We start from the raw sequence: 19004 nt of genomic DNA on the forward strand, positions 1-19004 counted from the left end.
ACTTGCATGTATTAGGCATGCCGCCAGCGTTCGTCCTGAGCCAGGATCAAACTCTCCAAATTGGTATTTAGAAAGAGCGATTGCTCATTTTGAAACATCTGACGAGAATTTACATTCTCTACGATGAGATTTCTAAAGCGTCAAGACGCTGTGAAATTCATCGTTTTTGGAATTCACTTTCGTGATTTCCGATACTCACTCGTTGTTCAGTTTTCAAAGATCAAGCTCGTTGTCAGCGCCGCTTACCGCGTCACCAGCAACTCTTATAATATATCACATCCAACCGATCAATGCAATCTCTTTTTTTCAACTTCTTGTTCGAGCTCGGCGTTGATGTTTCGCGGCCAGAAATAGAATATATCATGGATAGAGATTCATTGCAAGCATTATTTTGAAACAAGTGATCTCAACTCCCTCCACTCCTCAGAGTGCATGTTATTAGCGGGAATGGATAGAATACCCCATATGTATCTAAATCAAAATTGGCAGGAGGATTGTAATGGACACACATGAATTCGTGGAGAAGTTCCAGGAGAATCAGCGCAAAGCCCTGAAAAACAGAAACCGTGGTAAAGGATCTCCTGGCGCCCGCCTGGCGAATAAACAACATAGCACCAATAAATAGTACAATTCCAGTTAACGTCCGGTAACGTTCAATCAAAAACATGTCCCAAAATACAGCAAGGGATGTCCGCGCGGCCTATTCTAACGGCTCTGCGGACATCCCTTTTACATGTGTATCTGAATTTAGAAGCAGTCGTAATTATTTACTCAATTTCGCTACGCCTACAGCCACTTTCTCCATTTGCGCTTTGCTGAGTGATTTGTCCGGTGAGCTGATGGTCACAAACCGGTCTGCCAGCTTGAAGGTCAACATAGGCGTATCCGAAGGGGTGTACCATTTCGCCTCTGTTCCATTAGAGAGCTTCACAGTGCTTCCATCGTAGTCATAGGAATAATCACGCGGAGACACATTCACACGCATTTTATTGAACAGGAAGCTTACACCGTCATCTCCGCCTGCAACCTTCTGGAAGGCATCTCCGCTGATCATTTGTGTCGGGGCATAAGCAGTCTCAAACCCCTCGTAGTTGGCAAAAGCCTTGATAATCTGTTCCTTCTGCGCTGCACTGTATTGTACTGCCGTCAGCTTAACCGCCGAACCGTTGTCAGGTGTTGTTGTTCCCGAACCGCTGCCCAGAGTAACCTCGTTCGTGGAGGCGTTAAATGTGACCGGCACCTTCAGTGCATCTGCCATCGCCCGTACCGGAAGATACGTTGTATCCTTATAAGTGATTGGCGCCAATGTTTTGCCATTGTTGTCCAGTGGTGTGTAGGCTGCTCCATTCACTTTGAAACCGATGCTGTGATTGAGGTATGCGGTGATCTTCTGCATATTTGTTCCTGCATATACACCGGCTGAGCCTGTAACCGCCATTCCGAATACCATGGTTGCTATAATCATTTTTTTGCTTTTCATTACTTATCGTCTCCCTTAGTTGTGATGTTAGTGTGTGTGTCCCTTGCTATAGATCAATTAAACCATTAACTTGTTTCTAACTTGTATCCGGATTGTAAAGAAGTAATTCAGACGATGAATCAGCAGCTAGACACGGCTCTGCCCGCTAACTTGATACACATCCGTGTACAGAATATCCCTGAACCGGTGGAATTCCTCCATTGTAACGGGTTCAGGATAGGTCATGATACGCAGCGGCAGATCGGCTTGTCCCGCACGAAGCGGGGGCTGCATATAATCGTAGGGATTCAGATGAAAGCCCAGCCGCTCATAAAACCCGATCCTTCTCTGCTCCAGCTCGCCATCTGGCGGCTCTACCTCAAGCAGCACCGGCTTGCCCGAACGTGCGATGTAGCTGCTCATCAGCTTGTTGCCGATTCCTCCGCTCCGCAATGCGGGATTAACCGCAATATGCTCAATAAACCGTAGCCCGGGAAACTCCCAAGCCGCCAAAAAGGCCAGTATCCTCCCCTCCGCATCCTTGCTGGTATATAGATGATAATTGGGATGATTCAGCAAATCGCGCTGCCCGCTGTAGGTTCTAAGCTCACTCACCGGAAAAGAAGCTTCCATAATAGCGAATATCTCATTGAATTCTGTTTCATTAATGGTTGTTTGCTTGTCCATGGCTGCTGCCTGCTTTCTGCCGCTTCGATAGGAAGCGTTCTGTTTGTATTGTACCCAGAATGTGTAGAATAAAGACTGTCACAGAACATTCTCCAGTGTCCTTCAGTCAGTTAGCATCTGGTACTAGGATATCGTGCTATACTATAGTTATCAGAACTATCATCACGTTTATATAGGAGAGGTTCATTTGGATAATCAACGCTGGATCGCACCTGAATTCTACAATCTTACTTCGGAAATGGAGCAGCACCCTGCTGACAAGGTTGCGATTAAATGGTTACACGAGAACGGGAACCTGGAGACAATCACTTATGGCGCACTCATGACTCAGGCTAACCGTCTGGCAGGGGGTCTGGCCGGACTAGGGCTGAAGCAGGGTGATCGTGTGCTGGTCATGGTGCCCCGCCGTATCATCGCCTACGCGATATATCTGGCCTGTCTGAAGCTGGGACTGGCTGTTATCCCTTCCTCTGAAATGCTGCGGGCGAAGGATCTGTCTTACCGTCTGCGTCATTCCGAGGCCCGGGCAGTTATCGTCTGGTCGGAGGTTACCGGTGAAGTGAACAAAATCTCCGATGACCTGCCTGCACTGGACTACCGACTGTCCGTCTCCGGCGGAGAAGCTGAGCCGGAAGCAGGCTGGGTAGACCTGGAGAGTCTGATGGAAGGACAACCTGATTCCTTCCCTGCCGTTGCCAGCCGCCGCGATGATATCGCCATCCTGGCCTATACCTCGGGAACTACAGGCAATCCCAAAGCAGTGGTTCATACACACGGCTGGGGATATGCCCACCTGCGGATTACCTCTTCCCTCTGGTTCGATATCCGCGAATCGGATACAGTCTGGGCTACAGCTGCACCGGGCTGGCAGAAGTGGATCTGGAGTCCGTTCCTGACTGTACTCGGTAATGGGGCGACCGGCTTTGTCTATAACGGCCCGTTCCATCCGGACCGCTACCTGCAGCTCCTGCAGGATGAAAAGATTCAGGTCTTGTGCTGCACACCGACAGAGTACCGCCTGATGGCGAAGACCGAAGGGCTGGCGCAATATGATCTGTCTAATCTGCGCTGCGCCGTATCCGCCGGTGAACCGCTGAACCAGGAAGTCATTCATACATTCCAGCAACACTTCAATATTACAATCCGCGACGGCTATGGACAAACCGAGAGCACACTCATCATCGCGGCGCTGAAGGATGAACCGATCCGAATCGGTTCCATGGGCAAGTCTATCGCTCCCGGCATTGTCGAGGTTATTGATGAGGCAGGCCAGCCGCTGCCAGCAGGTGTGGTCGGGGATATTGCCGTTCATCTGAGTATGCCGGCTCTGTTCCAGAGCTACTACAAAGATCCCGAGCGCAAAGCAAACTGCTCGCATGGAGAGTATTTCGTAACCGGCGACCGGGCGCAGAGGGATGAAGACGGCTACTTCTGGTTCGAGGGCCGCGGCGATGACATCATCATCAGCTCCGGCTACACCATCGGACCGTTCGAGGTGGAGGAAGCATTAATGAAGCATAACCTCGTCAAGGAATGCGCCGTGGTGGCAAGCCCAGATGAGATCCGCGGCTCGGTCGTCAAGGCTTTTGTCGTACTCAAGGACGGCCACGCCGGGACAGCGGAGCTGACCAAAGAGCTGCAAGCCCATGTTAAGGAACAGACCGCACCCTACAAGTACCCGCGCAAAATCGAATACCTGACAGATCTTCCGAAGACCACCTCCGGGAAGATCCGCAGAATCGAGCTGCGTGAGCTGGAAAAGAAGGCCGCGGAGAAGTAAGGTCTCCCCGGGCTCGAAAGTCCTGCGGGACCGGCAGCTCAACAAGCGTGAACGCCTTGGTCACCTATCACAAGATGGCACCGCATAGCGAGAAGCTGGAACTGCAAAAGCCCCGCTCTACCGTGATGTAGAGGCGGGGACTTTTTTGTATTTTAACTCAGAATAGCCTTACTCCGACCAATATTTCGCATCCGGATTCAGCGCGGCGCCTACCTCGCCTTCCGTTACCAAATCGCAGTCTAGATAACCCTCTTCATCCAGGAAATAAACTTCCTGCTTATAGAATTCACACAGAGTCTCCAGGAACTTCTCCGGCGAATCGTACATCACTACCAGATCTCCGTAGTCATGCAGCAGATCACATACCCGCTCCACGCCTTCCTCAGAACGGTAGTAGCAGATGTAATCACTCCCGTAGTTCGTCAGCAGCGGCAACACGACTCCATGACCTGTATACCCCTTCTCCTGCAGAATGCCTGACAGCACATTCATCTCACGGCCGTATTCCCCGATATGAATCAGCCGGTAGCCTGGAATGAATTCCAGCAGACTGGGATCTTCTTCGGTGCTGTCCGTTCCCAGAACGGTATCATAGACCGCCTGCAAAAGGGCAGGCACTTCGGGAGTATACGCTGAAATAGCGGCACTGCCCCCTGCCGTGGCCTTCCCCAGACTGGCGGTGTAGCCGGGCCGCAATTGTGCGGATCGCTCAAGGAATTCCTGAAATTTACCGGTAAGCATGTTATCACCCTTCCTCACAAAAATATAGCGGAGCGATAAGGATGGCTCCTTCTCTCTCCGCTTGCAGCGTCCTGACTATTTGGTCGCCGAAATCCACATTTGTTCCAGCCACTGATCGAAGTTCTCGCCCTTCTCACCTTCATAAGCATCGTAGACGTCAACTCGCATCTTCTTCAGCTTCTCCTTGAACTCTTCGTAAGAATGGTCTTTGGGAAGACTCTTCTTCACACGCAGAATAATCTTGGAGACCCCTTTGAACAGTTCGGCTTTGTTCTTCGACGGGACCTTGACGTCTTCACCGAAGGCTCTCAGCTTGTTGTACGCGGCTTCTTGAACGGTATATACAGGATCGCTGATCATCAGACGATTAAGGATATCAATAATTTGTTTGTGGTTATAGCGGCCTAGCTCTTCCACTGCTTCAAGACGCGCTTTCCAGTCTGCGGAGCGGCCGGCGGCTCTCTTCAGTTCCTCATAATTCTCTGGCAGCTCTTGGATTACTTCTTCGTTATTCAAGCTTTACAATCCCCTTCTTGGTTAAATCTGATATAGTGCAATTCTACAGTACACTAGTCCTTGATTTCAATCTTTTGTCCAAACATTCGAGGGAATATGCAATATTCTGCAAAGTTCAGTCTGCTTCCCGGGCCGCAACAGGCTCAGGTTCAGGCCAAGCAGCTGGCTTGCCCGCCTCGATCAGTACCTTGTTGCCCAGCAGGAAGAAACCCTGAATGAACAGCAGAATGCCCGTAATCATCAGCAGCCATTCAATACGGATCAGATCCGCCAGCGGCCCGAAGACCAGCATGCCGAGCGGCATCATGGAACTTGAGATCATGCCCAGCACCCCGAAGACCCGGCCCAGATAATCCGGCTCTACCTTTTCCTGCAGCAGAACTGTGGAGGGGGTGTTGAAGAACGGCAGCGCCAGCCCCACAAGCGCCATTACGCCAAGATAGATCCAGAACACCGGAATGACTCCCAGAGCAAAAGTACATAACCCGACGGCAAGGGCCGACATGGTCATGGTGTGAACCCGGTTACGGAAGCCCGGCCACGCTGCCATCAGCAGACCGCCAAGCATCATCCCGATGGAGAACGTAATCTCAATGGCGGTTAACCGCCAGATATCCCCGCCAAAGGTCCGCGTCACCTGAAGCGGTGTCAGGAACGACACGGGAGCGGCGAGCACGAAGAAAAAGGCACAGAAGATAAAAAAGCTTCTAATATACGCATGCTGCCGGATATAACTGAAGCCCTGGCGCAGATCCTCCAGGTAACTTAACGTCTGCTCAGCAGCAGCTTTGGCATGAACCGGTACCCGCACGAAGAAGAACATCGTCAGAACAGCTGCAGCAGCCGTAATCACATCAACGAAAAATATAATTTCTATACTGGCCATGGTCAGCAGCGCCCCGCTCAGCATCGGAGACAGCAGCATCACCATGGACTGAATACTGGCGTTGATTCCGCCGATTCTCGTCAGCTTGTCTTCCGGCACCAGCTGCGGCAGCATGGCCGCCACGGCCGGAGTCTGTACCCCGCCCCCCAGCGCCCGCACGGCAGATACCACAAACAGCATCCACAGCTCATCGTAGCCGAGCAGGAATAACAGCGCCAGAATCAGCGTGGAAGCTGCGATAATGGAATCCGAGAGGACGATCAGCCATTTGCGGCTGTAACGGTCCGCCCACACTCCTGCAAAGGGCGACAGCAGAAACATCGGTACAAAGCCGCAGATAATCGACAATGTCATCATTACTCCTGACTGTGTATTCAGGGTAATATACCAGAGAATCGCATATTGGACGAGCGAAGATCCGAATAACGAGAGGGTCTGGCTGGCGAGGAATAAGGTAATGTTTTTCTTCCAGTGCATGTTCATGGTCAGGGGATTCCTCCTCTTTCTTAGCACTTTCGAGTCATATTCTAGCATAGTTCAGATTGCGTTGGATACTGATTTTGACTTCAATGATCTGCAAAAGTATAGTATGGACAGACGAATCCGCCAGCAGTAAAAGGAGGCATACAAAATGAGAGCCATTGCCATTCATGAGTCCAGCCCGTCCGGGATCTTAACGGAAATTGAGCTGCCTCTGCCCGTTCCCAGTGAATATGAAGTACTGGTTGAATTGCGGGCCACTTCCGTTCATTCGGCAGACATGAAGCCGGGAATGAACGTAGCCGGAATAGTGGTAGACATCGGCAGGGCGGTGAAGCGCTTCAAGCCTGGTGACGAGGTATTCGGATTAAAATCCGCGGTGCAGAGCAGTTGTTATGCTGAATATATATTGGCGAGGGAGGATGAACTTGCACTTAAGCCTCAAGGGTTATCCTTCCAAGCGGCCGGAGTCTTACCCGCTGCCGGACTTGCTGCCTGGCAGGCGCTGGCTTCTGCCCGGGTCTCCAGCCGGGACCGTGTGCTGGTGCATAACGGCGCGGGCGGGACCGGCAGCTTCACGGTGCAGCTAGCCAAGCTCCGGGGAGCCACGGTGATTACTACCATCAGCAGCGATGCAGAGCTGGATGTGGTCTGGGGCCTTGGGGCAGATCAGGCGATGAACAGCGGCGGCGGCGAACAGGATTTCGCTGCCATTCTGGGGCAGAGCATTGATGTGGTGATTGATAACGCAGGAGGCGCTATACTGGGCAGGAGCTTCGCGGTGCTCGCTCCAGGCGGAAGGCTGATCTCCACCGCTCAGCCGCCCGATCCGGTCCAGCCCACACAGCTAGGCATCCATGCAGCGTATATCACTCCCACTGCCGATCCCTTCCAGCTGTCGGAGCTGGCCCGGCTTACAGCTGGGCGGAAGCTGGAGCTGCTGATCGGCGGGTCCTTCCCGTTCAGCGAGGAAGGACTGCACAGCGCCCATGCGCTCGCTCTAAGCGGGCAGGCGCAGGGTGTTGTTGCTATTACTATTAAAGAGTGAGGGAGAGCATCAGCTGTATTTTATCGAAAGTTATGTACCAGTATGACCAACAGCACAGCCACAAGGATGCCGGGCAGCAAGTTAGCTACCTTAATCTTGGTAATGCCGAGCAGATTCAGCCCGATACCTATGATCATCACCCCGCCTGCGGCGGTCATCTCTGCAATACAGTCGTTCAGCAGCGCATCAGGGACAAAGCGGGTGATCTGTGTAGCAAGTAAAGCGATTGCCCCTTGATATAGCACAACAGGAATGGCCGAGAACATGACACCAATGCCCAGCGTGGAAGTCAGAATCATGGCGATGAAGCCGTCCATGATGGCTTTGGTATAGAGAATCTCATGATTGCCTTTGATCCCGCTGTCCAGCGATCCTAGTATAGCCATCGCCCCCACAACAAAGACCAGACTTGCCGTAACAAACCCCAGGGAGAGGCTTCCCTGCCGGCCCGCTCCTGCCCTGCGCTCCAGCCAATCTCCCGCCCGCTTGAACTTGTCTTCAATGTTAATCCATTCCCCGGCCACAGCGCCGATTACGAGACTGAGGATGACAATTAGGAAATTCTCGCTCCGTAGCCCCATCTGCACCCCCAGCAACATAAGCGCCAGTCCAATCGCATTCATCACTGTATTCTTCATACTCTCCGGTATGCGCTCCAGCAGCTTCCCCAGCAGGGTTCCGAAGATTATTGCCATTCCATTCACTATCGCTCCCAGCAGTACCATTCCTCAACAGTTCTCCCATCCATCATTTCTCTTGTACTTCTGCATTATAAGGGCAGCAGGCATTCATGAGTCAAGACTATTATTGGCCGGCAGGATACATAAGCATAGGAACACCCGGGCTGAGAAATTGACAAATTTCTGTTAACGATGGTACGCTCACTAATATCATTCTTTTAATAGAACAAATCCGGTGCGGACTTGTTCAAAATCAGGTAAGGAGAGTCACTATGACGGACCGGAATACTCTTAATAAGGCAAGCTTATCTAAGGAAGTCCACCTGATTCTTGCACTTCTGAATTCCGGGAATCCAGATGAGACGGCGCGGCAGAATCCGCAGCTGTTCACAGGTCTGAACTGGGACTTATTCGTGGAGCTTAACCGGCATCACCGGGTATACCCTTACCTCTACCCCAGGCTCAGCCGGATGGAGGAGAAGGTGGTCCCTTCCAATGTGCTGGAGCAGTTGAAATGGCAATACCGCAGAAATACGGTCCAGATGCTCCAGCTCAGCGGTGAGATGGGTAATATCGCCAATCAATTGGCCGGGATTAATATCCGCTGTCTTTTCCTCAAAGGGCCGGTGCTTGGGCACGAGCTGTACGGCGATCTCTCACAACGCACCTCGCGGGATCTTGATTTCCTGGTGCCGATAGAACAGCTGGAGGATGCCGAGACCTTGCTGATCGGGCTGGGCTATGAGAAGGAAGAGAAATTTGAGAGCGTACTGGGAGACTGGAAATGGCGGGAGCATCACTCCACGTTCATTCATCCCGTCAGCAAAATAAACCTGGAGCTGCACTGGAGATTAGGACCGGGGCCGGCCAAGGAACCTGCGTTCGACGAGCTGTGGAAACATTCGCGGACCAGCAGCCATTTCGGCCAGAATGTCCACTATCTGGGCCCTGAGGATCTATTCATGTTCCTGGCTGTGCATGGAGCCAGACACGCCTGGTCCAGGCTTAGATGGCTGCATGATATCAAGATGCTGGTGCAGGGACAGCAGCCACCCGACTCCGCGCGGCTGACCCGCCTGCTGCAACGCTACAATCACAGCGCTGTGGGCGGCCAGACGCTGATTCTGGCAACAGAGCTGCTGGAGACGCAGATTGCTCCGGGCTTATCCTCTCTGATGGACAGCCCCAAGGCGAGCAGGCTGGCACAGGATGTCCTGTTCTATCTCCCGCGGATCGTGAATCTGAACACCCCTCCGCTGGAGCCGGAGGTCGAGCAGCACTTCAACAGATATCTGCCGAGCATTCTCTCCCCCGGGAACCGGATGCTCCGCTCCGCCAGCTTCTTCTATCCCTACGCAGCGGATGCGAAGACCCTGCCGCTGCCGACGATGCTGCATTTCTTATATTTCCCCTTGCGTCCTTTGCTGTGGAGCTGGCGGAAGGTAACGGGTGTGGACAAGGAGAATTAACGCGGCTCACCACTGCACACAGAAAGGCACATGCTGCTAGTTAAATGCAGCACGTGCCTTTTTTGTACGGCGGGTAATCTTAAGAACAATAGTAAATACTCCAAGTCTCCTGCCGGACAGCGATATATCCTGCCCCTGTACCCTAGTGGCCGTAAATTGTTTTCGGTTTTCTGTGAAAATACGTCTCTATATCCAGCGCCCTCACCTATCCAGCCTCCTCCTGACCGCTAAGCAAGCGGCTGAACATGCCGCCCTTCTCTGAGGCCAGTCCGCTATAGACGCCCTGCTGAATAACCCGGCCCTGGTCGATGACCAGAATCTGATCGGCTCCCCGGATCGTGGACAGGCGGTGGGCAATGACGATCACCGTCACCGAAGCCTTCAGCCGCTCCAGCGCTTCCTGAATCCGCTTCTCGTTCTCGGTATCGAGCGCGCTGGTCGCCTCATCGAGCACAAGAATCGACGGCTTACGGATAATCGCTCGCGCCAGCACCAGACGCTGCCGCTCTCCGCCTGACAGGCGTACGCCGCGGTCGCCAAGCAGCGTATCCAGTCCGTCCGGCAGCTTGCGGACAAAGTCCGCCGAAGAGGCGAACTCCAGCGCCTCCCACAGCTCCGCTTCCTCTGCATCCGGCTTGATCATCATCAGATTATCGCGGATGGTCGCGTTATACAGGAAAGGGTCCTGCGCCACATACCCGATGGATCTCCGGTAGGCGAGCAGCCGCTCTCCTGTGATCGGCTCGCCGTCCGCCAGAATCTCCCCGTTCTCGGGCTGCATCAGTCCCATGAGCAGATCGACGAGCGTGCTTTTACCGGCACCCGAACGCCCGACAATCGCCGTCATCTTCCTGGCGGGAATCTCCACGTTTACCTTCTGAAGGGAATACTGCGGCTCACTGGCATGATAACGGAAATCGACATTCCGGGCCTCCAGACCATGCTTCAGAGTCATAGGCTGCACCGGCTCTGCGCCTTGATCCGCACTATGCTCGACAGCAGCCAGACATTCATCCTGCAGCAATTGCAGTTGTTTGAATGAAGGCAATACGGAGGCCAACTGCTCCATCAGTGACTGCAGGGTGGAGAAGGTCGGCCACAGCCGGGTAAACACCAGAATGACCAGCAGCAGGTTTGGCCCCTCCACTTGCATAAACCGGAAGGATACGAAGATAAATACGGCAATCAGTAGCGTAGAGGACAGCTTATACAGGAGCTGAGAGTTGGAACGCAGCCGCGTGTAGTCCAGTTGCTCCTGCTTCACCTCTCCGGTGAAGGCATGCAGCCATTCCAGCCGGGATTGCTCCAGATTATTGCTTTTGATATCCTTGATGCCGTTCAGCTGATCTGTGATTCCGCCCAAATACGTCTTGCCCAGCTCTGTGCTGCGGCTGCCCAGCTTCTTCGCCTTACGGATAAACCGCCGGGAGAATATGGACAGCAGGGCGGCGCAGACAAGAACCGCGAGCGTCATCTTGGGGGACAGCCAGAAGGCGAAGCCGATCTGCACAAGGGTGAACAGCAGCGAAGTGAGGAACTGCAGGAAGCAGCTGATGCCCGCAAGCACCCTGGCCAGCTCTGTGGTCATCATATTGATCAGATCGGAGGTGCGCTTCTTCAGAAAAAAAGACCACTCCGCCCGCAGCAACGCGCTGTAGACCTCATACCGCAGTTGTCTGCCGTAGGATTGCTGAATCTCCACATTGCGGATCGCCACGAATCGTGAGATCAGATTCTGGAAGAGGACAATCGCAACATAACTGCCCAGCACCAGCAGCAGCGCTGTGGTCTGTGACAAATCGTTGATGAAGCCTAGCATCGGGAGCTGGAAACCGGCCGCAGCCGTGCCCCCCAGCTGTATGCCTGCCATGCCAAGCATGGGAACAAGCAGCAGAATGGCAGAGCTCTCCAGCAGGCCGCTGATCACCATGCCGAACAGATTCAGATATAACTTCACTCCCGACAACCGCTGAAGCTGCCGGACATAGTAGATTATCGCTTGCATAGACCCACCTCGATTACTCGGCTTGTAACACCTTGGCGAACTTCTCCACTACCACGAATCCCTGCATGGCGTCATCCCCGGACACATAATGGGCTCCGCTGCGCAGCCAGGCATGGGCAATCATCTTGCCTTGCTTATCACGGGCCACCCCCATATACAGGGTGCTCTCAATGCCCCGCTTCTCCAGCATCTTCAGGCCGGCTACCGCACGGACCATACAGGTGCTTTTCCAGGGAGTATAACGGCTGATGACCCGAATGGCCTTGGTGATCTGCCGGATGCGGGGAATATCGGCTTCTCTGGATACCTCAGGGGTCTCCAGGGACTTCACCCCAAGCTGCGGGGCCGTCTTGGCAAAGGGGAAGAAGAGCTGGATTCTAACCAGCAAAAGCCGCCATAACGCTTCAGGAATCAGCGCCAGCGCGGCCTTGTCATACTTCAGCAGTAAACCGATACGCCGGAGGGTCATCATGGCCCGCTGACGACGGCAACAAGATCCTCATTCAGCAGATTCTGCACAAAATCAGTTACATCCTGCTGAGCCAGCTCCGCCGGAACCTCAAAGATCTCCTGCATCACCTCGGCAATCCGGCGGATAGACACCGGTGAAGCCAGAGCCTCCCAGATCTCTCCGCCCACTTCGCCCAGGTTGTAATACTTGCCGTTCTTCACATTCAGCATAACCTTCTCGCCGTCCATATCACTGGCGATATTGCCTTCCCGCTGAACCAGCACCGAATCAAGCGACAGCACCTCTGTGGTATTCATGTTCATAGGTTCATCTCCTTCACCTTTTGCGTAATCGTCTCAAATATCAATTCCGTCTGCTGCGGTGCACTGAAGCCCTGCTCGGGGCGGGTCAGCCGGTACATCGGCAGACGGTTAACAAACGAGGCCAGCATGCCGAAATGCCATTCCCGGACACCCATAGGGTCTACCAGCGCTTTTTGATAGGTATGATTGTATAAGGTATGCAGCCGTTCCAGTCCGCTGACCGCCTCTACCGCCACCGGCCCGTCCTGGACTACAGACAGTTCAAATATTCCGGCCAGCGGCAGCGGTTCACTCTGGAACCGGTCATGCACCGGCACGGCAAACTTGGTCTCCCGCTGGAACAGCGGACGATACGCAGACGAATTCATTCCCAAATAGTCCAGGCTTTGCTGCCACAGCTTCTGCTGCGGATAACCTGGAACAGCTAATGGATGTCCATTATGCACCAACACGGGAATAACGTCGTCACTGACCAGGAGATGGCCCTGATCCATTAAATAGGAGGCGAGTGTAGACTTGCCCGCACCCGAGCGCCCAACCAGCGCATAAGCCTTATTGTCCAGAACAAGCGCGCTGCCATGAAGAGCCAGTATCCCTTTTTGCATCAGCACAACCCCCATACAGCTGCCCAGAATGAACAAGCGGATGCTATCCGGATCGGCGTCTGCTGCGGGAGATACTGTAATGGTAGTGCCATTCTGTATGGAAAAGATAGCGGTGCCCTTCACCATAAACATAACTTCATTCTCCGCTATGCCGAGGTTCGGTGAAATCTTCGGTATCGCTTCCCATCGCTCCGACAAGCTGCCTTGAGCAACAAAGATGCTGCCTATCCTTCCGGGGTGATCCGTACGGGAAAGTTCCGGCAACGGGAACTCACTGAGGATCTGCAGACCAAAGGCCTTGTATCCGAGGCATTGCACTGTGCCAGCCATACTGTTCACTCCATCTTTGTCAATTTCACCCGTCTTCTTATGCGGATGAGCAGTTCTTGTATTGTAGATATGGGGACAGCCCTGATCCCCCTCCAGCAAGCTAAGAGGGATGAGGGCTGTGAGTTGCAAAAAGCAGATTAGGAGTGACTGACGATCTCTTCCGGATCCGCTTGGAAGGAGTCGGCAATGGCGATCCCAGGACCAGCCATAGTCATTTTAACATCCAATACTTCCAATGCAGGCTTGCTGTATTCCTTTTTCATAGTTTGTCACCCCCTTTCAAGAAACGTCCTTCAGGTCAGCCGCTTCAGGAAGCGGTAGAACACTAGTCCTCGTGTAAGAAGGCGGAAATCTGTGTTGAATATTAATAATGGTGCGGGCTCACTACCCAGCCGGTCCAAGCATCCGGCGAGCCCGGTATGATTCAGGTAAGACGAAGTGCGGGGGTCTTGAAGCATCTCCCTCAGCTCCTGCTGGAAGCTCTCCCACTGGGGCAGCATACGTGTAATTCCGTCCGCCCCCTGGATACCGCGCCGGGTCTGGTTGAGTCTGACCTTATCGGGCAGCCGTCCCTCCATCGCCCGGCGGATCAGCGACCGGTCCACGCCGTTCTGGACGTATTGCCCTTCAGGCACCGACATGCAGAAGTTGATGACACGCAGATCATTCGTAGCGTCACGATCCCATACCCTGTACTTCAGAGACAGCTTGGTAGCCGCTGTTCCATTCACATTCCAGACATGCGGCTGCTGAAAATGCTCTCTGCGGATATCGTATACCGTCTGAGATTCCAGCGGCTTCTCAAGCTCCTTCAGCCGCTCCTGCACTCCTGTCCGCCGTGCGAATTCAGGATGGATCAGCTCCAGCGGAGCCTCCTGCTTCCCGGAGACCAGCCCCCCGAGACCAGGGAATACCTTGCGGCTGACGAGCTTCAGCATTCTTTTGCGGCTGGCACCCATCGTACGGCTGTACAGCTTATTCTCGCGGTAGAAGGAGAACCAGTGGAACTCCCTTAGCAGCTTCGCATGATAATCCAAGGCAGGTCCCCAGGAGATACTCCAGTTGCCCCGTTGTCCGCTGAGCAGAATACCGGCATCCTTCAGCTGCGCTTGTTCATATATGCCTTTGAGCCAATAAGAATTCTCTATAAATTTGTAGGGCATCTCCATAATATCCAGCCATTCGTCAATCTCGCCATAAGAGCTGCGGTCAGGAAAATTCAAAAAGCTGGGCTTAATGTTCCCGACATAGTCGATGGTCTCCTGAATATAAGGACGCTCATCCGTTACCCGCTGGCCCAGCTTGAACCCGGTGAAGTTATCCAGCGGATAGGAGCTGAAGGTGTATAACGGCTTGCCGGAGCGGCGAAGCTCCTCGGCAGCAAAGCTCACCACCGAGCCGGAATCCAGCCCCCCGCTAAGATTGGCGCCAACGGCAAGGTGGGTACGCAGCCGGTCACTGACGGCACGCCCGAACACCTCACGGAACGCCTCCTCATATTCGCCATTGCTGCGCAGCTTCAGTGGAGACGGAGTCTGGAAGGTGTAGTAGCGGGAGAACGTAATCCCCTTCGCACTGACCGTCATCGAATGGGACGGGGGCAGCTGCTGCACGCCCTGGTACACCGTGGAGAACATATCGGCCACATCCGTCCGGCCTTGGCCCGCCAGATACTCCGAGACCCAGTCTTCATTCAGGCCCGGCCCGCCATCCATTATAGTGAGTAACGGATGAATCACGGTGCAGAAGGAAAACCGGCTGCCGGAGCGGTGAAAGTACAACGTCCGGGTGCCTGAGAAATCTCTGGCTCCAAACAGCCTTTGCTTGTCCGCATCCCAGATCATGAAGGCGAAGTCTCCGATCAGATGAACCGGAGCCTGGTCCCCCCATTTCTCATAGGCCAGCAGAATCAGCAGGCTATCGGGAATGGAATCCCAATCCTCCCGGACAACCTGAAGTTGTCCGAATAGTTCACTGCGGTTATCAATGATAGCGTCAGCCACAATCGCAAGATTCCGCTGCGGATCATAATAGGGAAGCCGCTCGTCCCGTGACTGCGGGGTAATCCACTGCGCGTGGCAGCCGAGGAACACTCCCTCCGCCATCCAGCCTCTGGAATCGTCCGCCGGATAACGCTGCAGCTGCTGCATAAGACGCGGTCCGAGCTCCGGGTCCAGCGGCCCATGCTGCATAGAGTAGATCCCGGCGATTGCGCTCATGGTATGACCTCCAGCTGTCTGTATATTCAATACCGATTCTTAGATTCTTAATAGTGAACACTTCTTACTACCTAAGATAACGTTCTACCCCTTAAATGTGAATAGTACCAGAGAGTACTTTTAGGTATCCTTTAGCGTATTGACTATAGTGAAAATATATGGTAATGATTCTCTCAAAAATGACCCGGGACAAGGAATACCTTATACTAATGAAGACAAATATATTTAATAGAGAGGATAGAACATGAAGGAATTAGAATTTATTAAGGATTATAAAAGCAATGAGCCGCTAAGAAACAGCTTCTTCGAGCTGGCTGCCGATACGTTCGAGCTTGAACTGGAGCGCTGGTATGAGGGGGGCTTCTGGAATGAAGGGTACATTCCTTATTCATACATAGAGGGGAACCGGGTCGTAGCGAATGTCTCCGTGAGTCTGCTGGAGCTGGTGATTAATGGTGTGAAGTCCCGCGCTGTGCAGATCGGGACGGTGATGACTCATCCAGATTACCGGGGACGGGGCCTGTCCTCCCGGCTCATGAACAAAGTGCTGGAGGATTACGGGCAAGCGTGTGAGTTCATGTATCTTTTTGCCAATGATACGGTGCTGGACTTCTATCCCAAGTTCGGATTCCGTCCGGTGGAAGAGAAGATCTTCACCATGGACTGCCCTCCGGGCTCTGCCGGGTCTGCGGCAATCCGCAAGCTGGATCTGGCTAGCCAGGAGGATCTGAAGCTGATCACCAGCCTTGGGAAGCAGCGAATCCCGGTATCTGAGCGTCTTGGCGTCAGCGGCGCCTATGGACTGCTGATGTTCTACTGCCTGAACGTCTTCAGCGAGGAGCTCTATTACCTGGAGAATGAGAAGGTCATCGCCATCTGCCAGCAGGAGAACGGCCGGTTAGAGATCCATGATCTCATCAGTACAGAGCCCGTCTCCATCCGTGAGATTGCCTTGAAGCTTGCAGACAACGGGACGGAGACTATCGCCTTCCATTTCACCCCGGATGACCCGGACCTTACGCTGGCAAGCAGCAGTTATCCAAGCGGCTTATTCGTAAGGACTCACGGAAGCCTGGAGTATGTGGTGAACGCCAAACATCCGTCTACATCCATCGCTTAAGCTTAAGCAGCACTCTTCCGCTTGCAGAGGTTACAGTGTCATGAACTGCCCCTGCCGGGCCAGGTAAGCCTCCTTCTCCTTGTAGTCCGGCATTATACTTCCCAGGCGCCGCCAGAAGGAACGGTCATGATTCATATGCAGCAGATGACACAGCTCATGAACAATGACATAGTCGATCACTTCAGGCGGCGCCATGGCAAGGCGGTAGTTGAACGTCAGCTTGGCATCGAAGCTGCAGCTCCCCCACTTAGTCCGCGATTCCACAATTTCGATACTTTTGGGCTTCACCTTGAGCCGGGTCTGATAAGGGGTGATGCGCTGCGCGACTATTTTTTTGAGGCTGGCTATATAGAACTTCTTCAGCGCAAGCTTCAGCTCCTCCGCATCCCTCTGATCCACCGCAATCAGCTCATGCAGCGCGTACTCCTTCCCCAGATACAGATAAGCTTCCTCCCCCTGATACGCCTTGACCTTCGGCACCTGCCGGGCCGCTGCATTGCTGCGCAGCTTCTCCAGAATCTTCGGGCCTAGGCCTTCTACCGCACCAAGAATGATCTCTTCACTTGTTCCCTTAGGAGCCTTCACGGTAATGAGATCCGAGCCGTCCACGGTAACGGAAATCTTCTTGCGCTTGGCATACTGGACATGTAGCGTAATCATCTGATCTTCTAGTTGAATCTGCATAGCCACCATCATTTCTGTAATTTCTAATAGACCGGATACCCGGATACAAACACTGCCAGATACAGCAGCCCGCCCGCAATGAATAGTGAGGTCAGCACAGTATCTTTCCATTTCTTATCTTCAGTCAACAGTACAGCCGCGAAGGCCAGCGGAAAAGCTACAGCGAAGTAACGCGGAGCGGACAGCAACCAGGTCGGGGCCACCACGTAAACGAAATAGACGATCATGTACGCCATGTAGGCGGGATTAAGCTTCTTCGCGCTGCGGATCATCAGGAAGAGGACCAGGAAGATCCCTGTCAGATTCGGCAGCCACAGCCCCAGGAAGGAACGGTAATCCGCATCCTTGAAGGTATTCACGGCATACTCCATCTGATATTTCACCGTATCGAAAAAGAAGTAGAACCGCTGGGACCAGTGTTCCCGCTGATAAATACTGAACTGGAACGCGTTGCCCGTCACATTGTAATTGATGTAGAGATAGGCCAGCAGACCGAAGGAGACGGTAACCAGGGAGACCCCCGCCAAGATCAGCCTGTTGGTAAAAGCCTTGCGGTCCATCTGCCTGTAACCAGCGGCCAGATCCCGGGCGAACTCCACGGCAATCGGCACGGCCAGCAGAATCCCCGGCGAACGGGTGAAGCCGGCCAGGGCAGCACACAGGCAGCCCAGCAGCCAGCGCTTCTTGCGCACATAATACAGAGCCATCAGGGAGAGCAGCAGGAACAGCGCCTCCGTCATGGGAATGAAAAAGAAGAACGCCGATGGAAAGATGAAAATATACTTCACGACGCGCAGGGCATTCCTGCGTCCCATATCCAGCCGGGCCAGCTCGTAAGCGAACAATGCCGCCGTAAGGGTGCACAGATTGGCTACGGCAAAACCGGCAGCCATATAGCTGCCCGTGAAGAACTGCGCCAGCTTGATAGCCACCGGAAAGAGCGGCAGAAATACGATGTGGAATCTCGGGTCTCCTTCCGTAACATACCACCGCTCGGCAATGCCCAGATACGACATCGCGTCAATTCCGCGGATATGCCAGATGTCGATGAAGCGGGAGAATAAGCTCTCGGCGCCTCCCTCTTTAAGTACCCAGAATACATAAGCCACCAGGATCAGCAGTACGCGGCTCGCCACCACCCACAGCACAATCCTCCACCATGTCCGCTGACGTTCCTCCTGCGAGTCGTCTCCAATTGCCGCTTCCGTTGCATAAGGCCGGATGATGTATCCCGTCAGAGCGGGAATGGCCCGCAGGCCTGTCCATATAAACAACGTCAGGCAGAGCAGGGAGGCCAGTGTTCCCATGGGGGTCCAGGTATGCACGGACACTGCCCAGACCCAGACGGCTACGATCATTACCAGTATGAAGAGTGCTGAAATTGCTGTGTTTACTTTTTTCACCATTGCCTCCGGTTCCGCATCCGTTGCGTTCTTGATTAGGACTGGAATTATAAGAATCCGCCTTTTTCTCATTTTCTTATAGATAGGCGTGTAACACAATGATTAGTTTATTACGGCA

19 protein-coding genes and 1 rRNA gene are annotated in these 19004 nt (G+C 53.5%); 5 read left to right on the forward strand and 15 right to left on the reverse strand.

Going from position 1 to position 19004, the window contains the following annotated elements; translation table 11 throughout:
• A 16S ribosomal RNA gene (locus HQN87_RS23470) occupies positions 1-62 on the reverse strand; the annotation flags it as partial.
• A gap of 437 nt (positions 63-499) precedes the next feature.
• On the opposite strand from HQN87_RS23470, the gene HQN87_RS23475 reads away from it, so the two are divergent.
• The gene (locus HQN87_RS23475; RefSeq protein ID WP_173138241.1) at positions 500-625 is read left to right on the forward strand and encodes a DUF4023 family protein; all 126 of its coding nucleotides are present in this window, start codon (positions 500-502) and stop codon (positions 623-625) included.
• Between the two features lie 138 nt (positions 626-763).
• Here HQN87_RS23475 and HQN87_RS23480 read toward each other — a convergent pair whose 3' ends face one another.
• The gene (locus HQN87_RS23480; protein WP_173138244.1) at positions 764-1480 is read right to left on the reverse strand and encodes a stalk domain-containing protein; all 717 of its coding nucleotides are present in this window, start codon (positions 1478-1480) and stop codon (positions 764-766) included.
• A gap of 126 nt (positions 1481-1606) precedes the next feature.
• Complete coding sequence (locus HQN87_RS23485) at positions 1607-2146, reverse strand: GNAT family N-acetyltransferase (RefSeq protein WP_216857425.1); 540 nt, start codon at positions 2144-2146, stop codon at positions 1607-1609.
• Positions 2147-2384: 238 nt separating this feature from the next.
• Between HQN87_RS23485 and HQN87_RS23490 the strand changes: the two genes are divergently transcribed.
• Positions 2385-3926, forward strand: a complete 1542-nt coding sequence (locus tag HQN87_RS23490; RefSeq protein WP_173138482.1) for an acetate--CoA ligase — start codon at positions 2385-2387, stop codon at positions 3924-3926.
• A 168-nt stretch (positions 3927-4094) separates the two neighbouring features.
• Here HQN87_RS23490 and HQN87_RS23495 read toward each other — a convergent pair whose 3' ends face one another.
• The 3 genes from HQN87_RS23495 to HQN87_RS23505 form a co-directional block, all read right to left on the reverse strand.
• Positions 4095-4667, reverse strand: coding sequence for an SMI1/KNR4 family protein (locus tag HQN87_RS23495; protein WP_173138246.1), 573 nt, complete (start codon positions 4665-4667; stop codon positions 4095-4097).
• A gap of 75 nt (positions 4668-4742) precedes the next feature.
• A complete protein-coding gene (locus tag HQN87_RS23500) occupies positions 4743-5183 on the reverse strand; it encodes a HEAT repeat domain-containing protein (RefSeq protein ID WP_173138248.1) in 441 nt (146 codons plus the stop codon).
• 115 nt (positions 5184-5298) lie between these two features.
• Complete coding sequence (locus HQN87_RS23505) at positions 5299-6552, reverse strand: MFS transporter (protein ID WP_173138250.1); 1254 nt, start codon at positions 6550-6552, stop codon at positions 5299-5301.
• A 148-nt stretch (positions 6553-6700) separates the two neighbouring features.
• Here HQN87_RS23505 and HQN87_RS23510 point away from each other — a divergent pair, with 148 nt between their 5' ends.
• Complete coding sequence (locus tag HQN87_RS23510) at positions 6701-7597, forward strand: NADP-dependent oxidoreductase (RefSeq protein WP_173138252.1); 897 nt, start codon at positions 6701-6703, stop codon at positions 7595-7597.
• Between the two features lie 20 nt (positions 7598-7617).
• Here the strand turns inward: HQN87_RS23510 and HQN87_RS23515 are convergent, their stop codons facing one another.
• On the reverse strand, positions 7618-8322 hold the full coding sequence (locus tag HQN87_RS23515; protein WP_173138254.1) for a DUF554 domain-containing protein: 705 nt from the start codon (positions 8320-8322) through the stop codon (positions 7618-7620).
• A 227-nt stretch (positions 8323-8549) separates the two neighbouring features.
• On the opposite strand from HQN87_RS23515, the gene HQN87_RS23520 reads away from it, so the two are divergent.
• Positions 8550-9746, forward strand: a complete 1197-nt coding sequence (locus HQN87_RS23520; RefSeq protein ID WP_173138256.1) for a nucleotidyltransferase domain-containing protein — start codon at positions 8550-8552, stop codon at positions 9744-9746.
• Positions 9747-9951: 205 nt separating this feature from the next.
• Here HQN87_RS23520 and HQN87_RS23525 read toward each other — a convergent pair whose 3' ends face one another.
• From HQN87_RS23525 to HQN87_RS23550, 6 genes are all read right to left on the reverse strand, one after another.
• Positions 9952-11751 carry an ABC transporter ATP-binding protein gene (locus HQN87_RS23525; RefSeq protein ID WP_173138258.1) on the reverse strand — a complete coding sequence of 600 codons (1800 nt, stop codon included), beginning with the start codon at positions 11749-11751 and terminating at the stop codon, positions 9952-9954.
• Between the two features lie 13 nt (positions 11752-11764).
• Positions 11765-12223 carry a lasso peptide biosynthesis B2 protein gene (locus HQN87_RS23530; RefSeq protein WP_173138260.1) on the reverse strand — a complete coding sequence of 153 codons (459 nt, stop codon included), beginning with the start codon at positions 12221-12223 and terminating at the stop codon, positions 11765-11767.
• Positions 12220-12525 carry a lasso peptide biosynthesis PqqD family chaperone gene (locus HQN87_RS23535; RefSeq protein ID WP_173138262.1) on the reverse strand — a complete coding sequence of 102 codons (306 nt, stop codon included), beginning with the start codon at positions 12523-12525 and terminating at the stop codon, positions 12220-12222. Before HQN87_RS23535 ends, HQN87_RS23530 begins: the two co-directional genes overlap by 4 nt.
• Positions 12522-13460 carry a phosphoenolpyruvate carboxykinase (ATP) gene (locus HQN87_RS23540; protein WP_173138264.1) on the reverse strand — a complete coding sequence of 313 codons (939 nt, stop codon included), beginning with the start codon at positions 13458-13460 and terminating at the stop codon, positions 12522-12524. Before HQN87_RS23540 ends, HQN87_RS23535 begins: the two co-directional genes overlap by 4 nt.
• Before the next feature lie 137 nt (positions 13461-13597).
• On the reverse strand, positions 13598-13723 hold the full coding sequence (locus HQN87_RS23545; RefSeq protein WP_173138282.1) for a paeninodin family lasso peptide: 126 nt from the start codon (positions 13721-13723) through the stop codon (positions 13598-13600).
• Between the two features lie 30 nt (positions 13724-13753).
• Complete coding sequence (locus tag HQN87_RS23550; protein WP_173138284.1) at positions 13754-15679, reverse strand: asparagine synthase-related protein; 1926 nt, start codon at positions 15677-15679, stop codon at positions 13754-13756.
• Positions 15680-15923: 244 nt separating this feature from the next.
• Here HQN87_RS23550 and HQN87_RS23555 point away from each other — a divergent pair, with 244 nt between their 5' ends.
• A complete protein-coding gene (locus HQN87_RS23555) occupies positions 15924-16799 on the forward strand; it encodes a GNAT family N-acetyltransferase (protein WP_173138286.1) in 876 nt (291 codons plus the stop codon).
• 30 nt (positions 16800-16829) lie between these two features.
• Here HQN87_RS23555 and HQN87_RS23560 read toward each other — a convergent pair whose 3' ends face one another.
• Together HQN87_RS23560 and HQN87_RS23565 are read right to left on the reverse strand one after the other, a co-directional pair.
• Positions 16830-17483, reverse strand: a complete 654-nt coding sequence (locus HQN87_RS23560; RefSeq protein WP_173138288.1) for a M48 family metallopeptidase — start codon at positions 17481-17483, stop codon at positions 16830-16832.
• 23 nt (positions 17484-17506) lie between these two features.
• On the reverse strand, positions 17507-18886 hold the full coding sequence (locus HQN87_RS23565) for a hypothetical protein (RefSeq protein ID WP_173138290.1): 1380 nt from the start codon (positions 18884-18886) through the stop codon (positions 17507-17509).
• Positions 18887-19004 lie beyond the last annotated feature (118 nt).

The organism is Paenibacillus tritici (genome assembly GCF_013204885.1).
Taxonomy (GTDB): domain Bacteria; phylum Bacillota; class Bacilli; order Paenibacillales; family Paenibacillaceae; genus Paenibacillus_AQ; species Paenibacillus_AQ tritici.

Excerpts from the sequence above, each read along its gene's own strand:
- HQN87_RS23475 (WP_173138241.1), top strand. The coding sequence starts at position 500 with ATGGACACACATGAATTCGTGGAGAAGTTCCAGGAGAATCAGCGCAAA.
- HQN87_RS23480 (WP_173138244.1), bottom strand. The coding sequence starts at position 1,480 with ATGAAAAGCAAAAAAATGATTATAGCAACCATGGTATTCGGAATGGCG.
- HQN87_RS23485 (WP_216857425.1), bottom strand. The coding sequence starts at position 2,146 with ATGGACAAGCAAACAACCATTAATGAAACAGAATTCAATGAGATATTC.
- HQN87_RS23490 (WP_173138482.1), top strand. The coding sequence starts at position 2,385 with ATGGAGCAGCACCCTGCTGACAAGGTTGCGATTAAATGGTTACACGAG.
- HQN87_RS23495 (WP_173138246.1), bottom strand. The coding sequence starts at position 4,667 with ATGCTTACCGGTAAATTTCAGGAATTCCTTGAGCGATCCGCACAATTG.
- HQN87_RS23505 (WP_173138250.1), bottom strand. The coding sequence starts at position 6,552 with ATGAACATGCACTGGAAGAAAAACATTACCTTATTCCTCGCCAGCCAG.
- HQN87_RS23510 (WP_173138252.1), top strand. The coding sequence starts at position 6,701 with ATGAGAGCCATTGCCATTCATGAGTCCAGCCCGTCCGGGATCTTAACG.
- HQN87_RS23515 (WP_173138254.1), bottom strand. The coding sequence starts at position 8,322 with ATGGTACTGCTGGGAGCGATAGTGAATGGAATGGCAATAATCTTCGGA.
- HQN87_RS23520 (WP_173138256.1), top strand. The coding sequence starts at position 8,550 with ATGACGGACCGGAATACTCTTAATAAGGCAAGCTTATCTAAGGAAGTC.
- HQN87_RS23525 (WP_173138258.1), bottom strand. The coding sequence starts at position 11,751 with ATGCAAGCGATAATCTACTATGTCCGGCAGCTTCAGCGGTTGTCGGGA.
- HQN87_RS23530 (WP_173138260.1), bottom strand. The coding sequence starts at position 12,223 with ATGATGACCCTCCGGCGTATCGGTTTACTGCTGAAGTATGACAAGGCC.
- HQN87_RS23535 (WP_173138262.1), bottom strand. The coding sequence starts at position 12,525 with ATGAACATGAATACCACAGAGGTGCTGTCGCTTGATTCGGTGCTGGTT.
- HQN87_RS23540 (WP_173138264.1), bottom strand. The coding sequence starts at position 13,460 with ATGGCTGGCACAGTGCAATGCCTCGGATACAAGGCCTTTGGTCTGCAG.
- HQN87_RS23545 (WP_173138282.1), bottom strand. The coding sequence starts at position 13,723 with ATGAAAAAGGAATACAGCAAGCCTGCATTGGAAGTATTGGATGTTAAA.
- HQN87_RS23550 (WP_173138284.1), bottom strand. The coding sequence starts at position 15,679 with ATGAGCGCAATCGCCGGGATCTACTCTATGCAGCATGGGCCGCTGGAC.
- HQN87_RS23555 (WP_173138286.1), top strand. The coding sequence starts at position 15,924 with ATGAAGGAATTAGAATTTATTAAGGATTATAAAAGCAATGAGCCGCTA.
- HQN87_RS23560 (WP_173138288.1), bottom strand. The coding sequence starts at position 17,483 with ATGCAGATTCAACTAGAAGATCAGATGATTACGCTACATGTCCAGTAT.